At 65.0% G+C, this 14,930-nt stretch carries 13 protein-coding genes; 10 read left to right on the forward strand and 3 right to left on the reverse strand.

Features of this window, described 5'->3' with window-relative positions; all coding sequences use genetic code 11:
* The first annotated feature begins 166 nt into the window (after positions 1–166).
* The 7 genes from VKI00_RS09155 to VKI00_RS09185 all read left to right on the forward strand — a co-directional run bounded on the left by VKI00_RS09155 (position 167) and on the right by VKI00_RS09185 (position 6,215).
* On the forward strand, positions 167–1,489 hold the full coding sequence (locus VKI00_RS09155; RefSeq protein ID WP_324436897.1) for a cytochrome P450: 1,323 nt from the start codon (positions 167–169) through the stop codon (positions 1,487–1,489).
* Positions 1,490–1,516: 27 nt separating this feature from the next.
* Positions 1,517–2,263 carry an SDR family NAD(P)-dependent oxidoreductase gene (locus VKI00_RS09160; RefSeq protein ID WP_324436898.1) on the forward strand — a complete coding sequence of 249 codons (747 nt, stop codon included), beginning with the start codon at positions 1,517–1,519 and terminating at the stop codon, positions 2,261–2,263.
* A gap of 136 nt (positions 2,264–2,399) precedes the next feature.
* Positions 2,400–2,801 (forward strand): hypothetical protein, encoded by a 402-nt coding sequence (locus VKI00_RS09165; protein WP_324436899.1) that lies wholly within the window; start codon positions 2,400–2,402, stop codon positions 2,799–2,801.
* A 35-nt stretch (positions 2,802–2,836) separates the two neighbouring features.
* A complete protein-coding gene (locus VKI00_RS09170; RefSeq protein ID WP_324436900.1) occupies positions 2,837–3,616 on the forward strand; it encodes an SDR family oxidoreductase in 780 nt (259 codons plus the stop codon).
* A gap of 72 nt (positions 3,617–3,688) precedes the next feature.
* Complete coding sequence (locus VKI00_RS09175) at positions 3,689–4,459, forward strand: SDR family oxidoreductase (RefSeq protein WP_324436901.1); 771 nt, start codon at positions 3,689–3,691, stop codon at positions 4,457–4,459.
* A 59-nt stretch (positions 4,460–4,518) separates the two neighbouring features.
* Positions 4,519–5,262, forward strand: coding sequence for an SDR family NAD(P)-dependent oxidoreductase (locus VKI00_RS09180; RefSeq protein ID WP_324436903.1), 744 nt, complete (start codon positions 4,519–4,521; stop codon positions 5,260–5,262).
* A gap of 89 nt (positions 5,263–5,351) precedes the next feature.
* Positions 5,352–6,215, forward strand: a complete 864-nt coding sequence (locus VKI00_RS09185) for an SDR family NAD(P)-dependent oxidoreductase (RefSeq protein ID WP_324436905.1) — start codon at positions 5,352–5,354, stop codon at positions 6,213–6,215.
* Positions 6,216–6,263: 48 nt separating this feature from the next.
* Here VKI00_RS09185 and VKI00_RS09190 read toward each other — a convergent pair whose 3' ends face one another.
* Complete coding sequence (locus VKI00_RS09190) at positions 6,264–6,905, reverse strand: TetR/AcrR family transcriptional regulator (RefSeq protein ID WP_324437012.1); 642 nt, start codon at positions 6,903–6,905, stop codon at positions 6,264–6,266.
* Between the two features lie 148 nt (positions 6,906–7,053).
* On the opposite strand from VKI00_RS09190, the gene VKI00_RS09195 reads away from it, so the two are divergent.
* A complete protein-coding gene (locus VKI00_RS09195; protein WP_324437014.1) occupies positions 7,054–7,608 on the forward strand; it encodes a nuclear transport factor 2 family protein in 555 nt (184 codons plus the stop codon).
* Positions 7,609–7,856: 248 nt separating this feature from the next.
* Here VKI00_RS09195 and VKI00_RS09200 read toward each other — a convergent pair whose 3' ends face one another.
* On the reverse strand, positions 7,857–8,102 hold the full coding sequence (locus VKI00_RS09200; protein ID WP_324436907.1) for a hypothetical protein: 246 nt from the start codon (positions 8,100–8,102) through the stop codon (positions 7,857–7,859).
* A gap of 31 nt (positions 8,103–8,133) precedes the next feature.
* On the reverse strand, positions 8,134–9,024 hold the full coding sequence (locus tag VKI00_RS09205; protein ID WP_324436909.1) for a L,D-transpeptidase: 891 nt from the start codon (positions 9,022–9,024) through the stop codon (positions 8,134–8,136).
* Between the two features lie 575 nt (positions 9,025–9,599).
* Here VKI00_RS09205 and VKI00_RS09210 point away from each other — a divergent pair.
* Both VKI00_RS09210 and VKI00_RS09215 read left to right on the forward strand, forming a co-directional pair.
* Entirely contained in the window at positions 9,600–10,820 is a 1,221-nt protein-coding gene (locus tag VKI00_RS09210; RefSeq protein WP_324436911.1) for an SIR2 family protein, read from the forward strand.
* Between the two features lie 350 nt (positions 10,821–11,170).
* Positions 11,171–14,923: a DUF7379 domain-containing protein gene (locus VKI00_RS09215; protein WP_324436913.1), complete on the forward strand. Its 3,753-nt coding sequence runs from the start codon at positions 11,171–11,173 to the stop codon at positions 14,921–14,923.
* Positions 14,924–14,930 lie beyond the last annotated feature (7 nt).

Raw genomic sequence — 14,930 nt, forward strand, 5'->3', positions numbered from 1 at the left:
TTTTCGCGAGTCAGTCACGAGTTGGCACCGCACCGCCGTGCCCGCCTCACGGCGGCGGCAAGCCCGGCACGTCGCAACGACGACCCCCTTGCACTGTACGCCTGTATAGGCTATACATCTGTATGAACTTTTCGGGTCCTGACGCGTCGATGTGGAGGTAGATGTCGTGGAAACCGCCAGCACTGCGACCGGCCAGGCTTCGGGTACGAGCGGCGCTACGCGCGACGTCGCGAACATCGACTTCTTCACCGACACCGCGGTGGTCACTGATCCCTACCCGTACTTCGACGCGCTGCGCTCGCAGTGTCCGGTTGCCGCGGTGCCCCATGCAGGGGTGGTGGCGGTGACCGGTTATGACGAAGCGGTCGCGGTCTACCGCGAAGCGGAGACCTACTCGTCGTGCAACGCGGTGGGTGGCCCGTTTCCGCCTGTGGTCCAGCCCGAGGCAGGGGTCAGCGATGTCACCGACGTGATCAACGCCTCGCGAAATCAGTGGCCGTTCAGCGAATTCATGGTCACGATGGACGGCACCAACCACGAGGCCCAACGCGGACTGCTGCGCAAACTGCTCACCCCGCGCCGGCTCAAAGAGAACGAGGCCGCGCTGGCCGGGATCGCCGATCGCTGCATCGACAGCTTTATCGACAGCGGGCGCTGTGAAGTGGTCAACGAGTACGGCAAAGCGTTCACGACGTGGGCCATCGCCGACCTTCTCGGCGTCCCCGAACAGGACCGCCCCGAGGTTCAGCAGGTGCTCGCCGGCAGCACCATCAGCGTGGTGGGAAGCGAGGACACGCTGCCGGTCAATCCGCTGGAATTCCTGTATCAGAAGTTCGGGCACTACATCGAGGACCGCCGCGCCCACCCCCGCGATGACATCCTCACCCATCTGGCCAGCGCCACCTACGAAGACGGCACGCTGCCCGACCTGGACGCCATCGTGCGCACGGCGACCTTCCTGTTCGGTGCCGGGCAGGACACCTCGGCGCGGATGCTGGCCGCGGCACTGCGAATCGTGGCCGAAGACAAAGACACTCAACAACGGCTGCGCGCCGACCGCGGGCTGATCCCGGAGTTCGTCGAAGAGGTGCTGCGCTTGGAAAGCCCCACCATGAGCGATTTCCGGCTGGCCCGCGTCGACACCACCCTGGGCGGGGTCGCGATCCCGGCAGGCACCACCGTGATGATCCACCCCGGTGCGGCCAACCGCGACCAGAGCCGCTTCGAGCATCCGGCGCAATGTGTACTGGGCCGGACCAATGTGCGCGAACACATCGCTTTCGGCCGCGGCGCGCACTCATGCCCGGGCGGCCCGCTGGCACGGGCAGAGGGCCGGGTGACGCTGAATCGGTTCCTGGACCGCACCTCTGACATCTCGATCGACGACGACGTGCACGGCCCGGCCGGTCAGCGCCGCTTCGACTACGACCCGACGTTCATCGTCCGCGGGCTGAGCAACCTGCACCTGATCCTGACCGCAGCGCAGTAACCGAACCCCGATAGCAAAGAGACAGCGATGAGCAGAGTTGCGGTGATCACCGGCGGCGCGTCGGGGATCGGGGCGGCGATCAGCGGGCGGCTGGCCCGACGCGGCCACAAAGTCGCCCTGTTCGATCAGGCCGGCGACACCCTGAAACAACAAGTAAATGCTCTGCAGCACAGCGGATGTGATGCCCGCGGATACGAGGTCGATGTCACCGACCGCGCCGCGGTCATCGACGCCGTCAACGCCGTGCGCTGCGATCTGGGGCCGGTGCATATCGCGGTCACCAGCGCCGGGATCACCTCCTACGCGCCGTTCACCGAGCTGAGCATCGAGCAGTGGAACCGCACCCTGGCCATCAACCTGACCGGGACGTTCAACAGTGTGCAGGCCGTGATCCCGGACATGATCGCCGCCGGCTGGGGGCGGGTGGTCACGATCTCCTCGGCCGCAGGCCAGGCCGCCGCCCCCGGGCAAGCCGACTACGTCGCCTCCAAAGGCGCGGTCATCGCGCTAACCCGGGCGCTGGCAGCCGAATTCGCCGGACACGGCATCACCGTGAACACGATCCCACCAGCACTGGTGGACACGCCCATGGCGCGGGCGGCCGAAGCCGACGGCACGCTGCCGGCCAGCCTGGACGACATCGGGGCGATGCTGCCGCTCAAACGCGTCGGCACCAGCGACGACATCGCCGCGGCGTGTGAATTCCTGTGCTCCGAGGACGCCGGCTACATCACCGGCCAACAGATCAACGTCAACGGTGGAATCTACATGTGACGCAACATCTTTCACGACCTAACTCCAGCGACATCCCAGCCATCAGACAACGCTGAACGGGCGCCCGCCTATCCGACCGAAACCTGGCACTGTATCGGCGCGACGCGCCCGCAAGCCCACCGAAGGAGAGTCCACCGTGGACCAGTACGGACCCTTGACCAGCAAGGTCATCGCCTACCAGGACACCGTCGTCAAGCTGGTGCCCACCGCGAAGGAGCCCACAGATTGGGCTCCGCTCGGTGAGTTCATTGCGATCGACGAGTTCGAACGGGCCGGCCCGTTCCTCGACGTCCAGGACTGGGTCGGCTACACCGAGATGATCCAGGGCTGGGCCGGCAGCATCCAGGGGTTCGAGACGACCGTGCGCCGGGTCGCCGAACTCGAGCACCGCGTCTACTTCGAAGTCGAAGAGCGACACCGCTACGGCCACGACTGGCTGGTGGTCAATTCGATGAACGTGTTCGAGTTCAACGACGACGGCAAGGTCTGCCACCTCGACGTCTACCTGCAGTCACCGCCACCGTCGGCCGCCGGGTAGCAGCGGGCATCAACAGACACGAAATCGCTGAAGCCATGGGCAAACTCGAGGGCAAGGTCGCCGTCATCACCGGCTGCGCGAGCGGGCTGGGTAAACAGCACGCGCTGCGCTTCGCCCACGAAGGAGCCAACCTCGCGATCTGCGACGTCCAGGAAGCCAAACTCGCTGACACCGAACGTCTCTGCCGCGAACGCGGAGCCGACGTCGTGGCGTTGCGCTGCGATGTCGGCCGCCACGACGAACTCGCCGCGTTCGTCGACGCCGCGATCGAGCGCTTCGGCACCATCGACGTGCTGCTCAACAACGCCCACAAAATCACCGACCTGCGCAGCTTTCTGAACTTTAGCAGCGACGACCTCGACACCGAACTACGCACATCGCTCTACGCCACCTGGCAAATGATGAAACTGTGCTTCGCGCACATGCGCGACAAGCCCGGCGCCGGCGCCTCCATCATCAACACCGCCTCCGAAGGAGGCATCGAAGGCACCCCGTTTCACGCCGCCTACGCCGCCGCCAAAGAAGCCATCCGAGGCCTGTCACGCGTCGTGGCCAGGGAATGGGGCGAATTCAACATCCGGGTCAACACCGTCAGCCCCGGCGGATGGACCGACAACACCACCAACCTGCTGCACAAACGCCGACCCGAAGTCCAGGAATGGGCACGAAAAGCGTTCCAGGACAACCCGTTCGGCAAGATCGGCGACCCCTACGACGACGTTTTCCCGGTATTCGTGTTCCTGGCCAGCGATGACAGCCACTGGATCACCGGGCAGAACCTGCACGCGGACGGCGGCGCATGGATCAGCGCCTAACCCGCCACCGCACCACGACCCGCGGCCCGGCCCTCGTGGCGGGCCGGTGTCGCCAACGAACAGGAGCAGCACGTGTCTGATCGGTTCAACCTCGAGGGCCGCGTCGCGCTGGTGACCGGCGGCGGCACCGGGATCGGGCGAGCCTCGGCCCTGGTCCTGGCCGAGCACGGCGCCGACGTCGTGCTCGCCGGCCGGCGCCCAGAACCCCTGCACGCCACAGCAAAAGAGATCGACGCCCTCGGCCGGCGGGCACTGGCGATACCGTCTGATGTCACCACCGCGGCGGCCTGCCGCCAGCTCGTCGACGACACGATGCGCGAATTCAGCCGGGTCGACATCCTGGTCAACTGCGCCGGCGGTGCGGAAACCAAACCCATCCTCAAATGGCCCGACGACGACTTCGAACACACTCTGGCACTGAATTTCGGAGCCGTGTGGCATCTGTCCAAAGCCGTCGCCAAACCCATGTTCGCCCAAGGCAAAGGCGCAATCGTCAACATCTCCTCCGGCGCGAGCCTGCTGGCCATGCCCCAGGCCGCGCCCTACGGCGCAGCCAAAGCAGCGATGAACAACCTCACCGGATCGATGGCCGCCGCATGGGCGAAAAAAGGAGTCCGCGTCAACGCCATCGCCGTCGGCGCCGTACGCGCCGCCACCCTGACCGACGACGCAGCCCGATACGGGCTCGACCCCGACGCGATCGCCCTGTCCAACGGGCTGGGCCGCCTCGGTGAGCCCGACGAGATCGGCTACGGCGTACTGTTTTTCGCCTCCGACGCCGCCAGCTTCTGCTCAGGACAAACGCTGTACATGCACGGCGCACCCGGACCGGCCGGAATATAGCGACAGCCACCACACGCGCGGCGGCCGGTCACGCCGTTGACAGGACAGGAGACACACACATGAGTCGGGTAGCAGTGGTCACCGGCGGCGGCTCAGGCCTCGGAGAAGCGATCTGCGCCGCCCTGGCCCACGACGGACACCGCGTCGCCGTCCTCGACACCAATCCCGAAGCCGCCGAACAGGTGGCCGCCACCGTGCGCGATCACGCCGGACACGCCCTGCCAGTGCTGGCCGACGTCTCCGACGAGACCGCCGTCAACACCGCGTTCAACACCATCCGCCGCGAACTCGGCCCGGTCGACATCCTGGTCACCAGCGCCGCCGTGGCCGGGTTCACCCGCTTCGACAACATCACCCTGACCGAATGGAACCACTACCTGTCGGTCAACCTCACCGGCACCTTCCTCTGTCTACGCGCCGCCCTGGCCGACATGGTCGCCGCACAGTGGGGCCGCATCGTCACCATCTCCTCCGCAGCCGGCCAACGCGGCGCATCCCGACAAGGCCACTACTCAGCCACCAAAGGCGGTGTCATCGCCCTCACCAAGACCATCGCGCTGGACTACGCCGCCAAAGGCATCACCGCAAACACCGTGCCCCCGTTCGTCATTGACACACCCATGCTGCGCGCCCAGCAGGCCGCCGGAACCCTGCCGCCCTCGGAATACCTCGTCAAAGCCGTCCCCGCCGGCCGCCTGGGCACCGGCGGCGACGTCGCCGCGCTGTGCGCGTTCCTGTGCTCTGACGCCGCCAGCTACATCACCGGCCAAGTCATCGGCGTCAACGGCGGCGCCATCATCTAACAGCCCACTATCCGACCACATCTGCTCACCACCAACGGTTTTCGCGCCGCACCCCTCGTGGCGCACGACCCACACAGGAGAGAAGCCCCATGTCGAGCGACACACCCGTCGCGGTCGTGACCGGCGCCAGCCGCGGCGCCGGCCTGGGCATCGCGCGCGCCCTGGGCAGCCACGGCTGCACCGTCTACGTCACCGGGCGCACCGACAGCACCAGCGAATCCGCGGCATCGGGCACCATCGACGACGCCGCCGCCGCAGTCACTGCTGCCGGAGGTCACGGCATCGCCATGCGCGTCGATCAGCGCGACGACGAACAGACCCGAGCCCTATTCGACCTCGTCGCCCGCGACCACGAACAACTCGACATCCTGGTCAACAACGCCGCCATCGTCCGCGACGAAATGATGGGCCGCACCAAATTCTGGGAAGAACCCCTCACCGTCATGGACACCCTGGCCGTCGGGGTGCGCAGCAGCTACGTCGCCACCGTGTACGCCGCACCCCTGATGCTCCCGCACCGCAAAGGCCTGGTGGTCTTCACCTCATCCTCAGGAGCGGTGCACTACAACTTCGGCCCCGCCTACGGCGTACCCAAAGCCGCCGTCGACAAAATGGCCGCCGACATGGCCTTCGACTTCAAAGAATTCGGGATCTCCACCGTCTCCATCTGGATGGGTTCACTACTCACCGAACGCGTCAAACGCATCATCGCCCGCAACCCCGACAAACTCGGACACGTCCTCGACACCGCCGAAACCCCCGACCTCACCGGCCACGTCATCTGGGCGCTCTACAACGACCCCGAGCTGGCCGACGTCAGCGGCAAAACACTCATCGGCGCCGAACTCGCATCGCTGTACGGCATCACCGACGAGGGCGGCCGCCAACCCCCGTCCTACCGCGACATGTTCGACGTCCACCCACACACGCAATACCCCCACGTCATGCGTTGACCCAACCTCAGGCCCGTGCCCTGCTTCAGTGCTCCTGACTGAAACGCGCTACGTTTTCTTGGCCGAGGCGCGTCGAGATGGCTTACGCCGCCGCGGCGTAACCGGCGGCTCTACCCGATCAAGGTAAGCCTCAAAGGCGCGCACCACCTCCTTGTGGGCGGTCGTGACGCCGACGCTTTCCTCCAGGTTCAGGAACTTCGGGAACCCGGTGAGCATGAGAAGCATTGCCGGAAGCGATAACTGGCCATCGGGGGGGGTCTTCGCGCCGAACTTCGCCGTCAACGCTTTCAACTGCACCGCGCGCACCCGCTCCGTCACCTCAGCGATCTCAGCACGGATGGACTTGCGGTGATTACCCAACGCCATGAACTCGGTCATCAACGCGCTGGTGGCTTCGTCCCCGCTGTACTCCCACAACGCCCGCAACGGGTCCTCAGTCCGCGTCGCCAGCGCCTTCTCCAACACAGCCAGGTTGCGTTCGGCGTAACGGCGGATGGCGGCGACGAAGATGTCGTCAAGACTTGGGAAGTAGTACTGCACCAGACTCGGGGTCACTCCCGCGCTCGTCGCCAGCGAGCGGTAGCTGACGCTCGCGTAGCCCTCCTCGAGCATCAACTTCTCCACGCACCCCAACAGCGCATCGCGCGTCTTGGAAGTTTCGGCGCCGACCCGCCGCGACGAAGCAGCCATCATCTCCTCGCTGTCCTACCGAACAGCACTATTCTGACACCCACCCATGCTGTACAGTTGTACAGTGATGCGCGGCTGGGCTCCGAGAACGCGAAACCATGTATAGCGCAACGGATCATCCACCGAGCCAGGAGACCCTGTGAACGCCATGACCGACATCGAAGCGCTGCAACACGACGTCCGCTACCTCATGGACCGCACGGCCATCCTGGACTGCATCGCCGGGCACGCACGCGGATGCGACCGCCACGACATCGACCTCATCACCTCCGCCTACCACCCCGACGGAGTCGACGAACACGGCCACTCCATCAACGCCGGCCCGGAATACGGCGCCTGGGCCAACGCCACCCACGCTGAAACGTCGCGGGTTCACCTGCACAACATCACCACTCACACCTGCGACATCGACGGCGACACCGCCCACGCCGAAAGCTACGTCATCGTCGTCCTCATCGGCGCCGACACCAAAACCGCTCAGTTCATAACCGGCCGCTACATCGACCGCCTCGAACACCGAGATGACCAGTGGCGCATCGCAGTTCGCCGCTCCACAGTCGAAGGAATGTTCATCGCCGACGCCCGTGTACTGCAATCACCTTTCTTTACAGACAAGGGCTACCTCCTCGGCACCCGCGACCACACTGACCTGTCCTACCAACGCCCCCTAACCATGGACACCCCTGCGCCCGCCCGCTGGTAGCAATCGCATGCACGAAGGCGGCCGGACATCCACAGCCCGGTACGAAGCTACGCAGGAAGCAGGCAGGCGCAGCAGCGTGCGGTGAATAGTGACCGTCGCTGCGAGGGGATGTCGGTGCAGAACGGTCTGAGCTGGTGTTTTGCAGCGAACATTAGCGAGCCTCCGCGGCACGCCCGAATTTCGTCAAAGTAGGCGGGCGCGTCTTGTCAATCTATGCTGCATCTCGACAAAGAGAGATCAGTCTGGACTCATCGGCGTGATACTTCGCGGGTCCGAGTTTCCACCGTGGCTCGGGTTTCGGTCTGGGTGAGCGCTGGAGTGGTCAGCGGGGTGTCTGTGCGCGGGGTGGCCATTGAGCGCAGCAGTAGCTCGGCGATGCGCCTCCATGCCTGGGGGTTGGTTTCGCTGGTGAGGTCGGCGACCGCTTGGACAGCGGTGAGCAGGAGCGGGAAGTCGTTGGGGTCGAGTTCCTTGGAGAGTTGTCTGCTTTGCAACCATCCACTCCTCGTCTCGAAGCGCCGCGAGCTAGCTTTGCCAGTCGTTGGAGCCGTCGTGCCTGGAGTAGGTGCCGCCGCTGGAGTTGGTCACCACAATGGGATCACCGGCGTTGAAGTTGTCGAAGAACCATTTCGCGTTGGTAGGGCTGATGTTGATGCAGCCATGACTGACGTCGCGCTTGCCCTGGTCATCGACTGACCATGGAGCGCTGTGTACGAAGTCGCCGCTGTCATCGAAACGGACGGCTAGCTCGACCGTTGTCTTGTATCCGTACGCCGAGCTGACCGGAACGCCGTAGGTCGAGGAATCCATGACTACCGAGGGCATCTTCTGTTGGACGTAGTAGGTGCCGTTTGGGGTTTGGTGGCCGCCGGCTGCCATCCCCATCGACATGGGAATGGTCTTCTCCACGGCCCCGTTGCGGGTGACGATCAGTTGGTGCGTGGCGTCGTCGGCCGTGGCCACCAGGGTGTCTCCTGTTTGGAAGCTGGATACGGTGCCACCCGCATCGACGGTCACCGCGGTGTGCGCGGGCCAGAAGTTCAGCGGGCGCCAGCGCAGCTGCGTGGGCGTCATCCAGTAGAACTTGCCGGGAACCGGCGGGACCGAAGAGACGTGGACGGCGCCTTCGGCTGCACCGGCGTCATCGACGAGCCCTGGGAAGTTGATGATGATCGGCTGGGCCACACCCACCGTCGAGCCGTTGGTAGGAACAATCCTTGGCGGCCCGAATGGCGCGTTACCAGTGAACGGCGTCGGGTCCTGCCCCGCGCCGGGGCCTGCGGGAATCCCTGGATCGCCGGGAGCCGGATCCGCCAGCGCGGGACCCGTACCCAGTACCAGCACCCAGCCCAATATCGAAGCCACTCCGGCTGCCTTCAGCGCGGCGAAGCGGCTTCCCCTCGTCCAGCCCGACATATACATCCCTCCAGTCACTTCGTCGAAACAGTCTCGCATAGCGCCCAGGCCGACTATTTCTTCTGTCGCAAAGGTGGTTCGCGACGGCACAGGGGCCGGAAAAAAAGAACACCTCAGTGAGACAAACCGATGTGGACACCACATGAGACGACCCGCATCGGTGCAGTTCAGCGCATCGCGAGTGGACACGGATTGTGAGAGCCTACAGCTGTCGAGATGCGGCAGTAGCAACAGTTATGTTCTCCCGTGGAGGCGTCGTTGCGTGGGCTAGATGCTGTGCCTCGAAATCTACTGTCGCACAACCACATTTTTGTTTTTTCATCCACTGAACCAACATTGCCCACATACCGTCGCGCATCCCTGAGGTTCCTCGTCTGTGAAGGCTTGCGTCGGGACATCTTCGATTTACCCTCGCCCATCAAGCTTGATCGGCTCAACGATGTCGTTGGCGAAGCGCCGGAGAAAAAGACTTCGTCATACCGGTGAGCGACGTCCGCCCAATTCCCTACACTGCAGCCACATGTCGTCACCATCGAACCTCAGCCCGGACGGGCGTTGATGCCAGCGAATAACCGATGAACGCGAACGGCGTCGCCTCAGCTGTCAATGCGATCCGCAACGAGCTCTCCAACGGGCAGCTGGTGCTGGTCCTCGGTGCGGGTTTGTCCGCGGCCGCAACCAAAGGTAACCCGCTCAGCATGTGGCAGGGACTGGTGAACAATGCCATCGACCGCTGCGTCGAGCTCGGCAGCCGCGACCAGCCATGGGCGGACCGGGCCAAGGCCGACGCCGCCAGTCCCTACGACGACGACCTGATCGCCGCAGCGGAAAAAGCGACCAGCGGGATGGGCGGACGCACCGGCCCAAACTACCGCCGTTGGCTGCGCGAAACCGCGGGCTCACTTCACATCAACGACACCGCTCTGACAGATGTGATCAAACGCTACGCAAGCCGCGGTTCGCTCATCGCGACCACGAATTACGACGACATACCCGCGGAAGCGACCGGATGGCCCGTCGTCACCTGGCGGGACAACACCATGATTCAACGCGTTTACCGCGGCGACGACCAGGCGATCATCCACGTGCATGGCCATTGGAACGATCCGGTATCCGTGGTGTTCGGATCATCGTCCTACGCCGATGTCCTTGGCGATCAACATGCCGCGGAGTTTTTGCGGATGATGGTGTGGGGCAAGACGGCGGTCTTCTGCGGATTCGGCGCCGGGCTGCGCGACCCCAACTTCACTGCGCTGCGCAACTGGCTGCGCAGCTACCCGGGAAGCGAATATGCGCACTACCGACTCGTGCGCAGCGGCGAAGTCACGACAGCAGAAGCCGAGCACCAGCCCGACGAACACATCACAGTGGTGCCGTTCGGCGCCAAACGCCAGGACCTGCCCATATTTCTCGACACCATCCTGGCCAAGGAGCCATTCCGCGGCGACGACGGCACCCCATCGCCGCGCCGGCGGCGCAGAGCCACGCCTCCCGCCGGGGAGATCCCGCCCGCCAGTCAACCCGCGCGCGACGAACTGTCCCAGATCGCGGCGCGCCTCACCGAAGCGAAAAACATTGCGGCCGACACGTCCAACCCGCTGATCGGATCGTCGGGCAAGGTGATCGACCCCGCCGTTCGCGATGTTTACATCCGCTTCCAAAACCTGTTCGCCGACGAGGCTGACATCGTTACTGGCGCCACCTTCAATTCGGAGCTGACTCAAACACAGGCCGATGAGGCCGCAGGACTGGGGCGGCGTCTCATCACCCTGCTCGACAGCCCGCCGCCGCACTGACGTGAAGTTGGCACGAGCCGGCTGGCGTTCTTCGTCAGCGCTTCTCACCCATTGAGAGATCCCTAGCCGAGTGTCCGTTAGCGGCGGACGCCCCTTTGCGTCCGCCACGGTGGCGGTGGCGCCTCGGCGACGGGGCACCGGCTCCGGTGCCGATGCCGATGCAGCGCAAAACAAGGCCTTGGCCATCAACACCGGATCGTCAAGATCTCGACGCGCTTCAGTTAGCCGGTATGGATGCCCGGGGCAAGGCGCGGGATTTGGGACATTCGGTGATGGCCAAAAGCCTCGATGACCGGTGGCCATCCCGTTTAATTAACGGCGGGCAAGTGAAAAAAGGGGGGTCTGAGGTCATGGCGACGATTCAGCGCAACGGTGTGGTTCTTAACCTGCCCGAGTACGTTTCCGTGGCCGAGGACCCGCCCCGCGGTCGTACGCGGGGCGGTTCCCCTGGTGGCGGGGAGCCCGCTGACCTCGTGGCGCCCGACTATGTCGCCGGTATCGTCAGCGAGGCGGCCGATCTCACACTCGTAGACGTGGTCCCGTTGGTGGTCGATACTGCTGCGGTTCCGGCGCCCGGACGCCGCCGGGCGCGCGGGCAGGCACCTTCGCCGTCGGCGGAACTGCGGGTGGAAGTCGACCGCGACGAGGACGCGGTGGTGCTGGTGGAAAGCGACGGCTACTACTCCTGGGTCATCGGCAGCAGGGAGACCCCGTCGGCCGCTCGGCGTGCTGCGCCCACTCCCACGGTGGTGAGCTTCACCGTCGACCTGGACGTGGAGACCGACGCGCCGGCAGGCGGCGGGGGAGCACGGCGCGGAGTGATCAGCGATGCGCTGTTCAAACCAATCACCACTATTGTGTTCAAGTTCGCGGCCCGGGTTGTGGCGGGCCAGTTGGTGAAACGGTTGGAGCGCTCGGTGGAAACCGGCCTGGTGAAAATCACGGGCCCGGATCCGTCGGCCTGGATCAAACGTCCCGATCGTGCCGAACTGACGTTGCCAACCGATCAGCGGCCGCGGGTGCTGCTGTTCGTGCACGGCACGTTTAGTTCGACCCGCGGGGGATTCGCCTCGCTGGCCGCCACCCACGACGGTCGACAACTCCTCGAAAATGCGCTCCAGGCCTACGATCTCGTGCTGGGCTTTGACCACCGAACACTCAGTGAGGACCCGCTGGAGAACGCTGAGCAGCTGCTGGCGGAGCTAGGCACACTGCCGATCCAGCACGGCATGGACGTCGACGTGGTCACTCACAGCCGTGGCGCACTGGTCCTGCGCAGCCTCGTCGAACAGCTGCTGACATCGCAGGACGAATTTGCCGTGAAGAATGCCGTGATGGTGGCCGGCCCGAACGCTGGCACCTCGCTGGCGAATCCGAAGAATTGGTCCACCCTCGTCGACTTGTACACCAACCTCGGCGTGTCCGCCTGCCGGATCCTGGCGCTGGCCGGGCTAACCGCGGCGTCGGTGAGCACCGCGTTGCGTGAATCGTTGCAGGCCGTGGCGATTCTGGTTAAGGCGCTGGTGAGCGAAGCGGCCGATGAGCAGCGGGTGCCCGGGCTGGGCGCGATGGTGCCGGGCGGCACCTTCATCACCGCGATCAACCAGCCGCCGCCCAGCGGGCGGGAACCTTCGACGGCGTACTACACGGTGTCCTCCGACTTTGAAGTTGACGGCCTGTCCGGACCCCAGGAGCTGCCGGTCAAACTGCTCCGGCTGATCGGCGACGGATTCGTCAAGCAGTTGATCGGTGATGCCAACGATTTCGTAGTCGACGTGTCATCGATGACGTCGATCGACCCGGGCGTGCCCGGTGCGGTGCGCCAGTCGTTAGCGCTGGGCGAGAACTCCGTCACCTACCACGGCGCCTACTTTGTCTCTTCGGAGGTGCTGCGATCGATCGGGGGCTGGCTGCTTGCACAGGCGCCAGGGCCCGATGTGGGCGAAGTGGGCGGCGACACGTCGCCGGTGGTCGGGCAGACCGTGGTGGACCTGCCGAGCGACGTGGACACGAATTTCGCGGTCATTGACGCAGATGCGCCGATAGATGTGCTCAGGCCGCGGGTGCGCGCGTCCAAGCCGGACTTCGCGGTCATCCGGATGTCCAATCCGAAGGGCAAACTCAGCCACTATGCCTTGACGTCGAACGAGTTTCTGTCCCTGAGCGAGGACGCCGCTCCGGGGCTGAGCCTGCGGCAAAGCGGGCTGCTGGAATCCCTCGCCCCGTCGCCGACCACGATGACCATCCGCGGCATCGAGCCGATCGAGCCGGACGAGCAGGCACCGTGGACCTCGCGCACCGTCGTCCTGTTCGACGGTTCCCCGATCGGGGTTGCGCCTGCTGCCGGCGATGATGTCGGTGGACCCGACTATGACGTCGGGCCGAGCACGTCCGACTTTCACGTTGGACTGAGCAGACCCGATCTGGACTTCGGGCTGGATGACCTTGGCGGAGGGCCGCGCACGCCCATCCGGACGCGCGGCGTGGCGCCGCGAACCGCGCGCCGCGAACCGCCGCCAGAGCCTGCCGTGCCGCCTCCCCCGCCAGAGCCTGCCCCGCCGCCCCCGGCGCAGGCCTACTTTCGTGCCGAGACCGACGAGGTGATCAGCACGACGGAGGAGTCACTGGTGCTCGTCGAGATCTCGCTGGAAGCACTCGAGAATGCCGCAGGGGCCAACACTCAACTGGAGAAAGCCACCATCGATGCGGTCAAGCGCATCACCGTCAACCTGGTTCCCCGGGTGAATCTTGCCGTGGTGGGCGAAAAGTCGGCCTCCGTGGATCCGCCGCATGCCGGTGAGCCGCGGACACTGACCTTCAAAATCACTGGCGTGCAGGCCGGTCCCGGCCAGCTGCTGGTTATCGCTGGTCAAGGCCCAGTGGATCTAGTCAAGATGGTTCTCGACGTGGTGGTCGTCGACAAACGGGGTCGGACTCCGGTCGCCGGTCCGCAGCGCGCCAGCGTCGGCGCGCCGATACCACCGATGCCCGATGCCACTGCCTGTGATCAGATGATCATCGACCAGAGCACCATCGTGGCCGACGGCAAGGTCGTGCAGACCCGCTTCGACGTGCGCTACGTGTCGGAGCGCCTCGACTTCGAGGACTCTTTCGAAACACCGCCCATTGCCGGTGACCGGCTGGCCTACGTCACCGCGCTGTACGGTCAGATCGAAAAGGACTGGGGCGCCAGCGCGTCCGACGCTGAGCGCTTCAACAAGGCATTGCGCGCCTATGGTGGCCAACTCTTCGATGAGCTCATTCCCGAGCCCATCCAAAAATTGCTGTGGGACAACCGGGACACGATCAAACAAATCCAACTCAACAGCATCGACCCATTCATCCCCTGGGAAGTTGTGCATCTGAAACAACCCAACGGAAAGCTGCCCAGCGAAGAGCGGTTCCTGGCCAGCATGGGACTGGTGCGCTGGATAGACGGGGCGAAATATCCTCCGCGGCAAGTGAACGTCGCCACTGGTCGTGCGAGGGTCCTGGCCCCCTCCTACCCGGCTGCATCGGGCTGGCAGCTCAGCGAGCCGGTCAACGAGTACAAGTTCGTCAACGAGACATTCGATGCGACGCTGGTGAACGCTGACGTCGACGCGGTGATGGATCTGTTGGAAAAACCCGGCCAGTTTGATCTGTTCCACTTCGCCGGGCACGGGACGGCTGATCTCACCGACATCGCGAACGCCGGGCTGGTGGTCACGGTCCGCCAGGAGGGCGGTCGCTGGGTTCCGGTGCCGCTCACCGCGATCCTGGTCGAGCAATACGGCGATTTGCGTAAGGACAGCGGCAATCGGCCACTGGTGTTCCTCAACGCCTGCCAGGTCGGGCGTAGCGGCTATCAGCTGACCAGGACGGGCGGCTTCGCCGAGGGGTTCTTGAAGGCGGGCGCGGGCATCTTCGTCAGCACACTCTGGTCGGTGGTCGACGAGCCGGCGCGCCGGTTCACCGAGGTGTTTTACGGCCAGCTCGTGGCGGGACGCACGGTGGCCGATGCCGCCACGGTGGCCCGGCAGAAGTGCCGGGCGGACGGCGATCCCACATGGTTGGCGTATGTCGTCTACGGCCGCCCCGATGGGCGCCTGGCGCGCAGTTAGGTTTTCG

This window comes from Mycobacterium sp. (assembly GCF_035314665.1).
Taxonomy (GTDB): Bacteria; Actinomycetota; Actinomycetes; order Mycobacteriales; family Mycobacteriaceae; genus Mycobacterium.

What these genes read in the sequence shown, in the direction of transcription:
- VKI00_RS09170 (WP_324436900.1), top strand. Translation starts at nt 2,837, where the DNA reads ATGGGCAAACTCGAGGGCAAGGTCGCCGTCATCACCGGCTGCGCGAGC.
- VKI00_RS09190 (WP_324437012.1), bottom strand. Translation starts at nt 6,905, where the DNA reads ATGGCTGCTTCGTCGCGGCGGGTCGGCGCCGAAACTTCCAAGACGCGC.
- VKI00_RS09205 (WP_324436909.1), bottom strand. Translation starts at nt 9,024, where the DNA reads ATGTCGGGCTGGACGAGGGGAAGCCGCTTCGCCGCGCTGAAGGCAGCC.
- VKI00_RS09160 (WP_324436898.1), top strand. Translation starts at nt 1,517, where the DNA reads ATGAGCAGAGTTGCGGTGATCACCGGCGGCGCGTCGGGGATCGGGGCG.
- VKI00_RS09180 (WP_324436903.1), top strand. Translation starts at nt 4,519, where the DNA reads ATGAGTCGGGTAGCAGTGGTCACCGGCGGCGGCTCAGGCCTCGGAGAA.
- VKI00_RS09210 (WP_324436911.1), top strand. Translation starts at nt 9,600, where the DNA reads ATGAACGCGAACGGCGTCGCCTCAGCTGTCAATGCGATCCGCAACGAG.
- VKI00_RS09195 (WP_324437014.1), top strand. Translation starts at nt 7,054, where the DNA reads ATGACCGACATCGAAGCGCTGCAACACGACGTCCGCTACCTCATGGAC.
- VKI00_RS09215 (WP_324436913.1), top strand. Translation starts at nt 11,171, where the DNA reads ATGGCGACGATTCAGCGCAACGGTGTGGTTCTTAACCTGCCCGAGTAC.
- VKI00_RS09185 (WP_324436905.1), top strand. Translation starts at nt 5,352, where the DNA reads ATGTCGAGCGACACACCCGTCGCGGTCGTGACCGGCGCCAGCCGCGGC.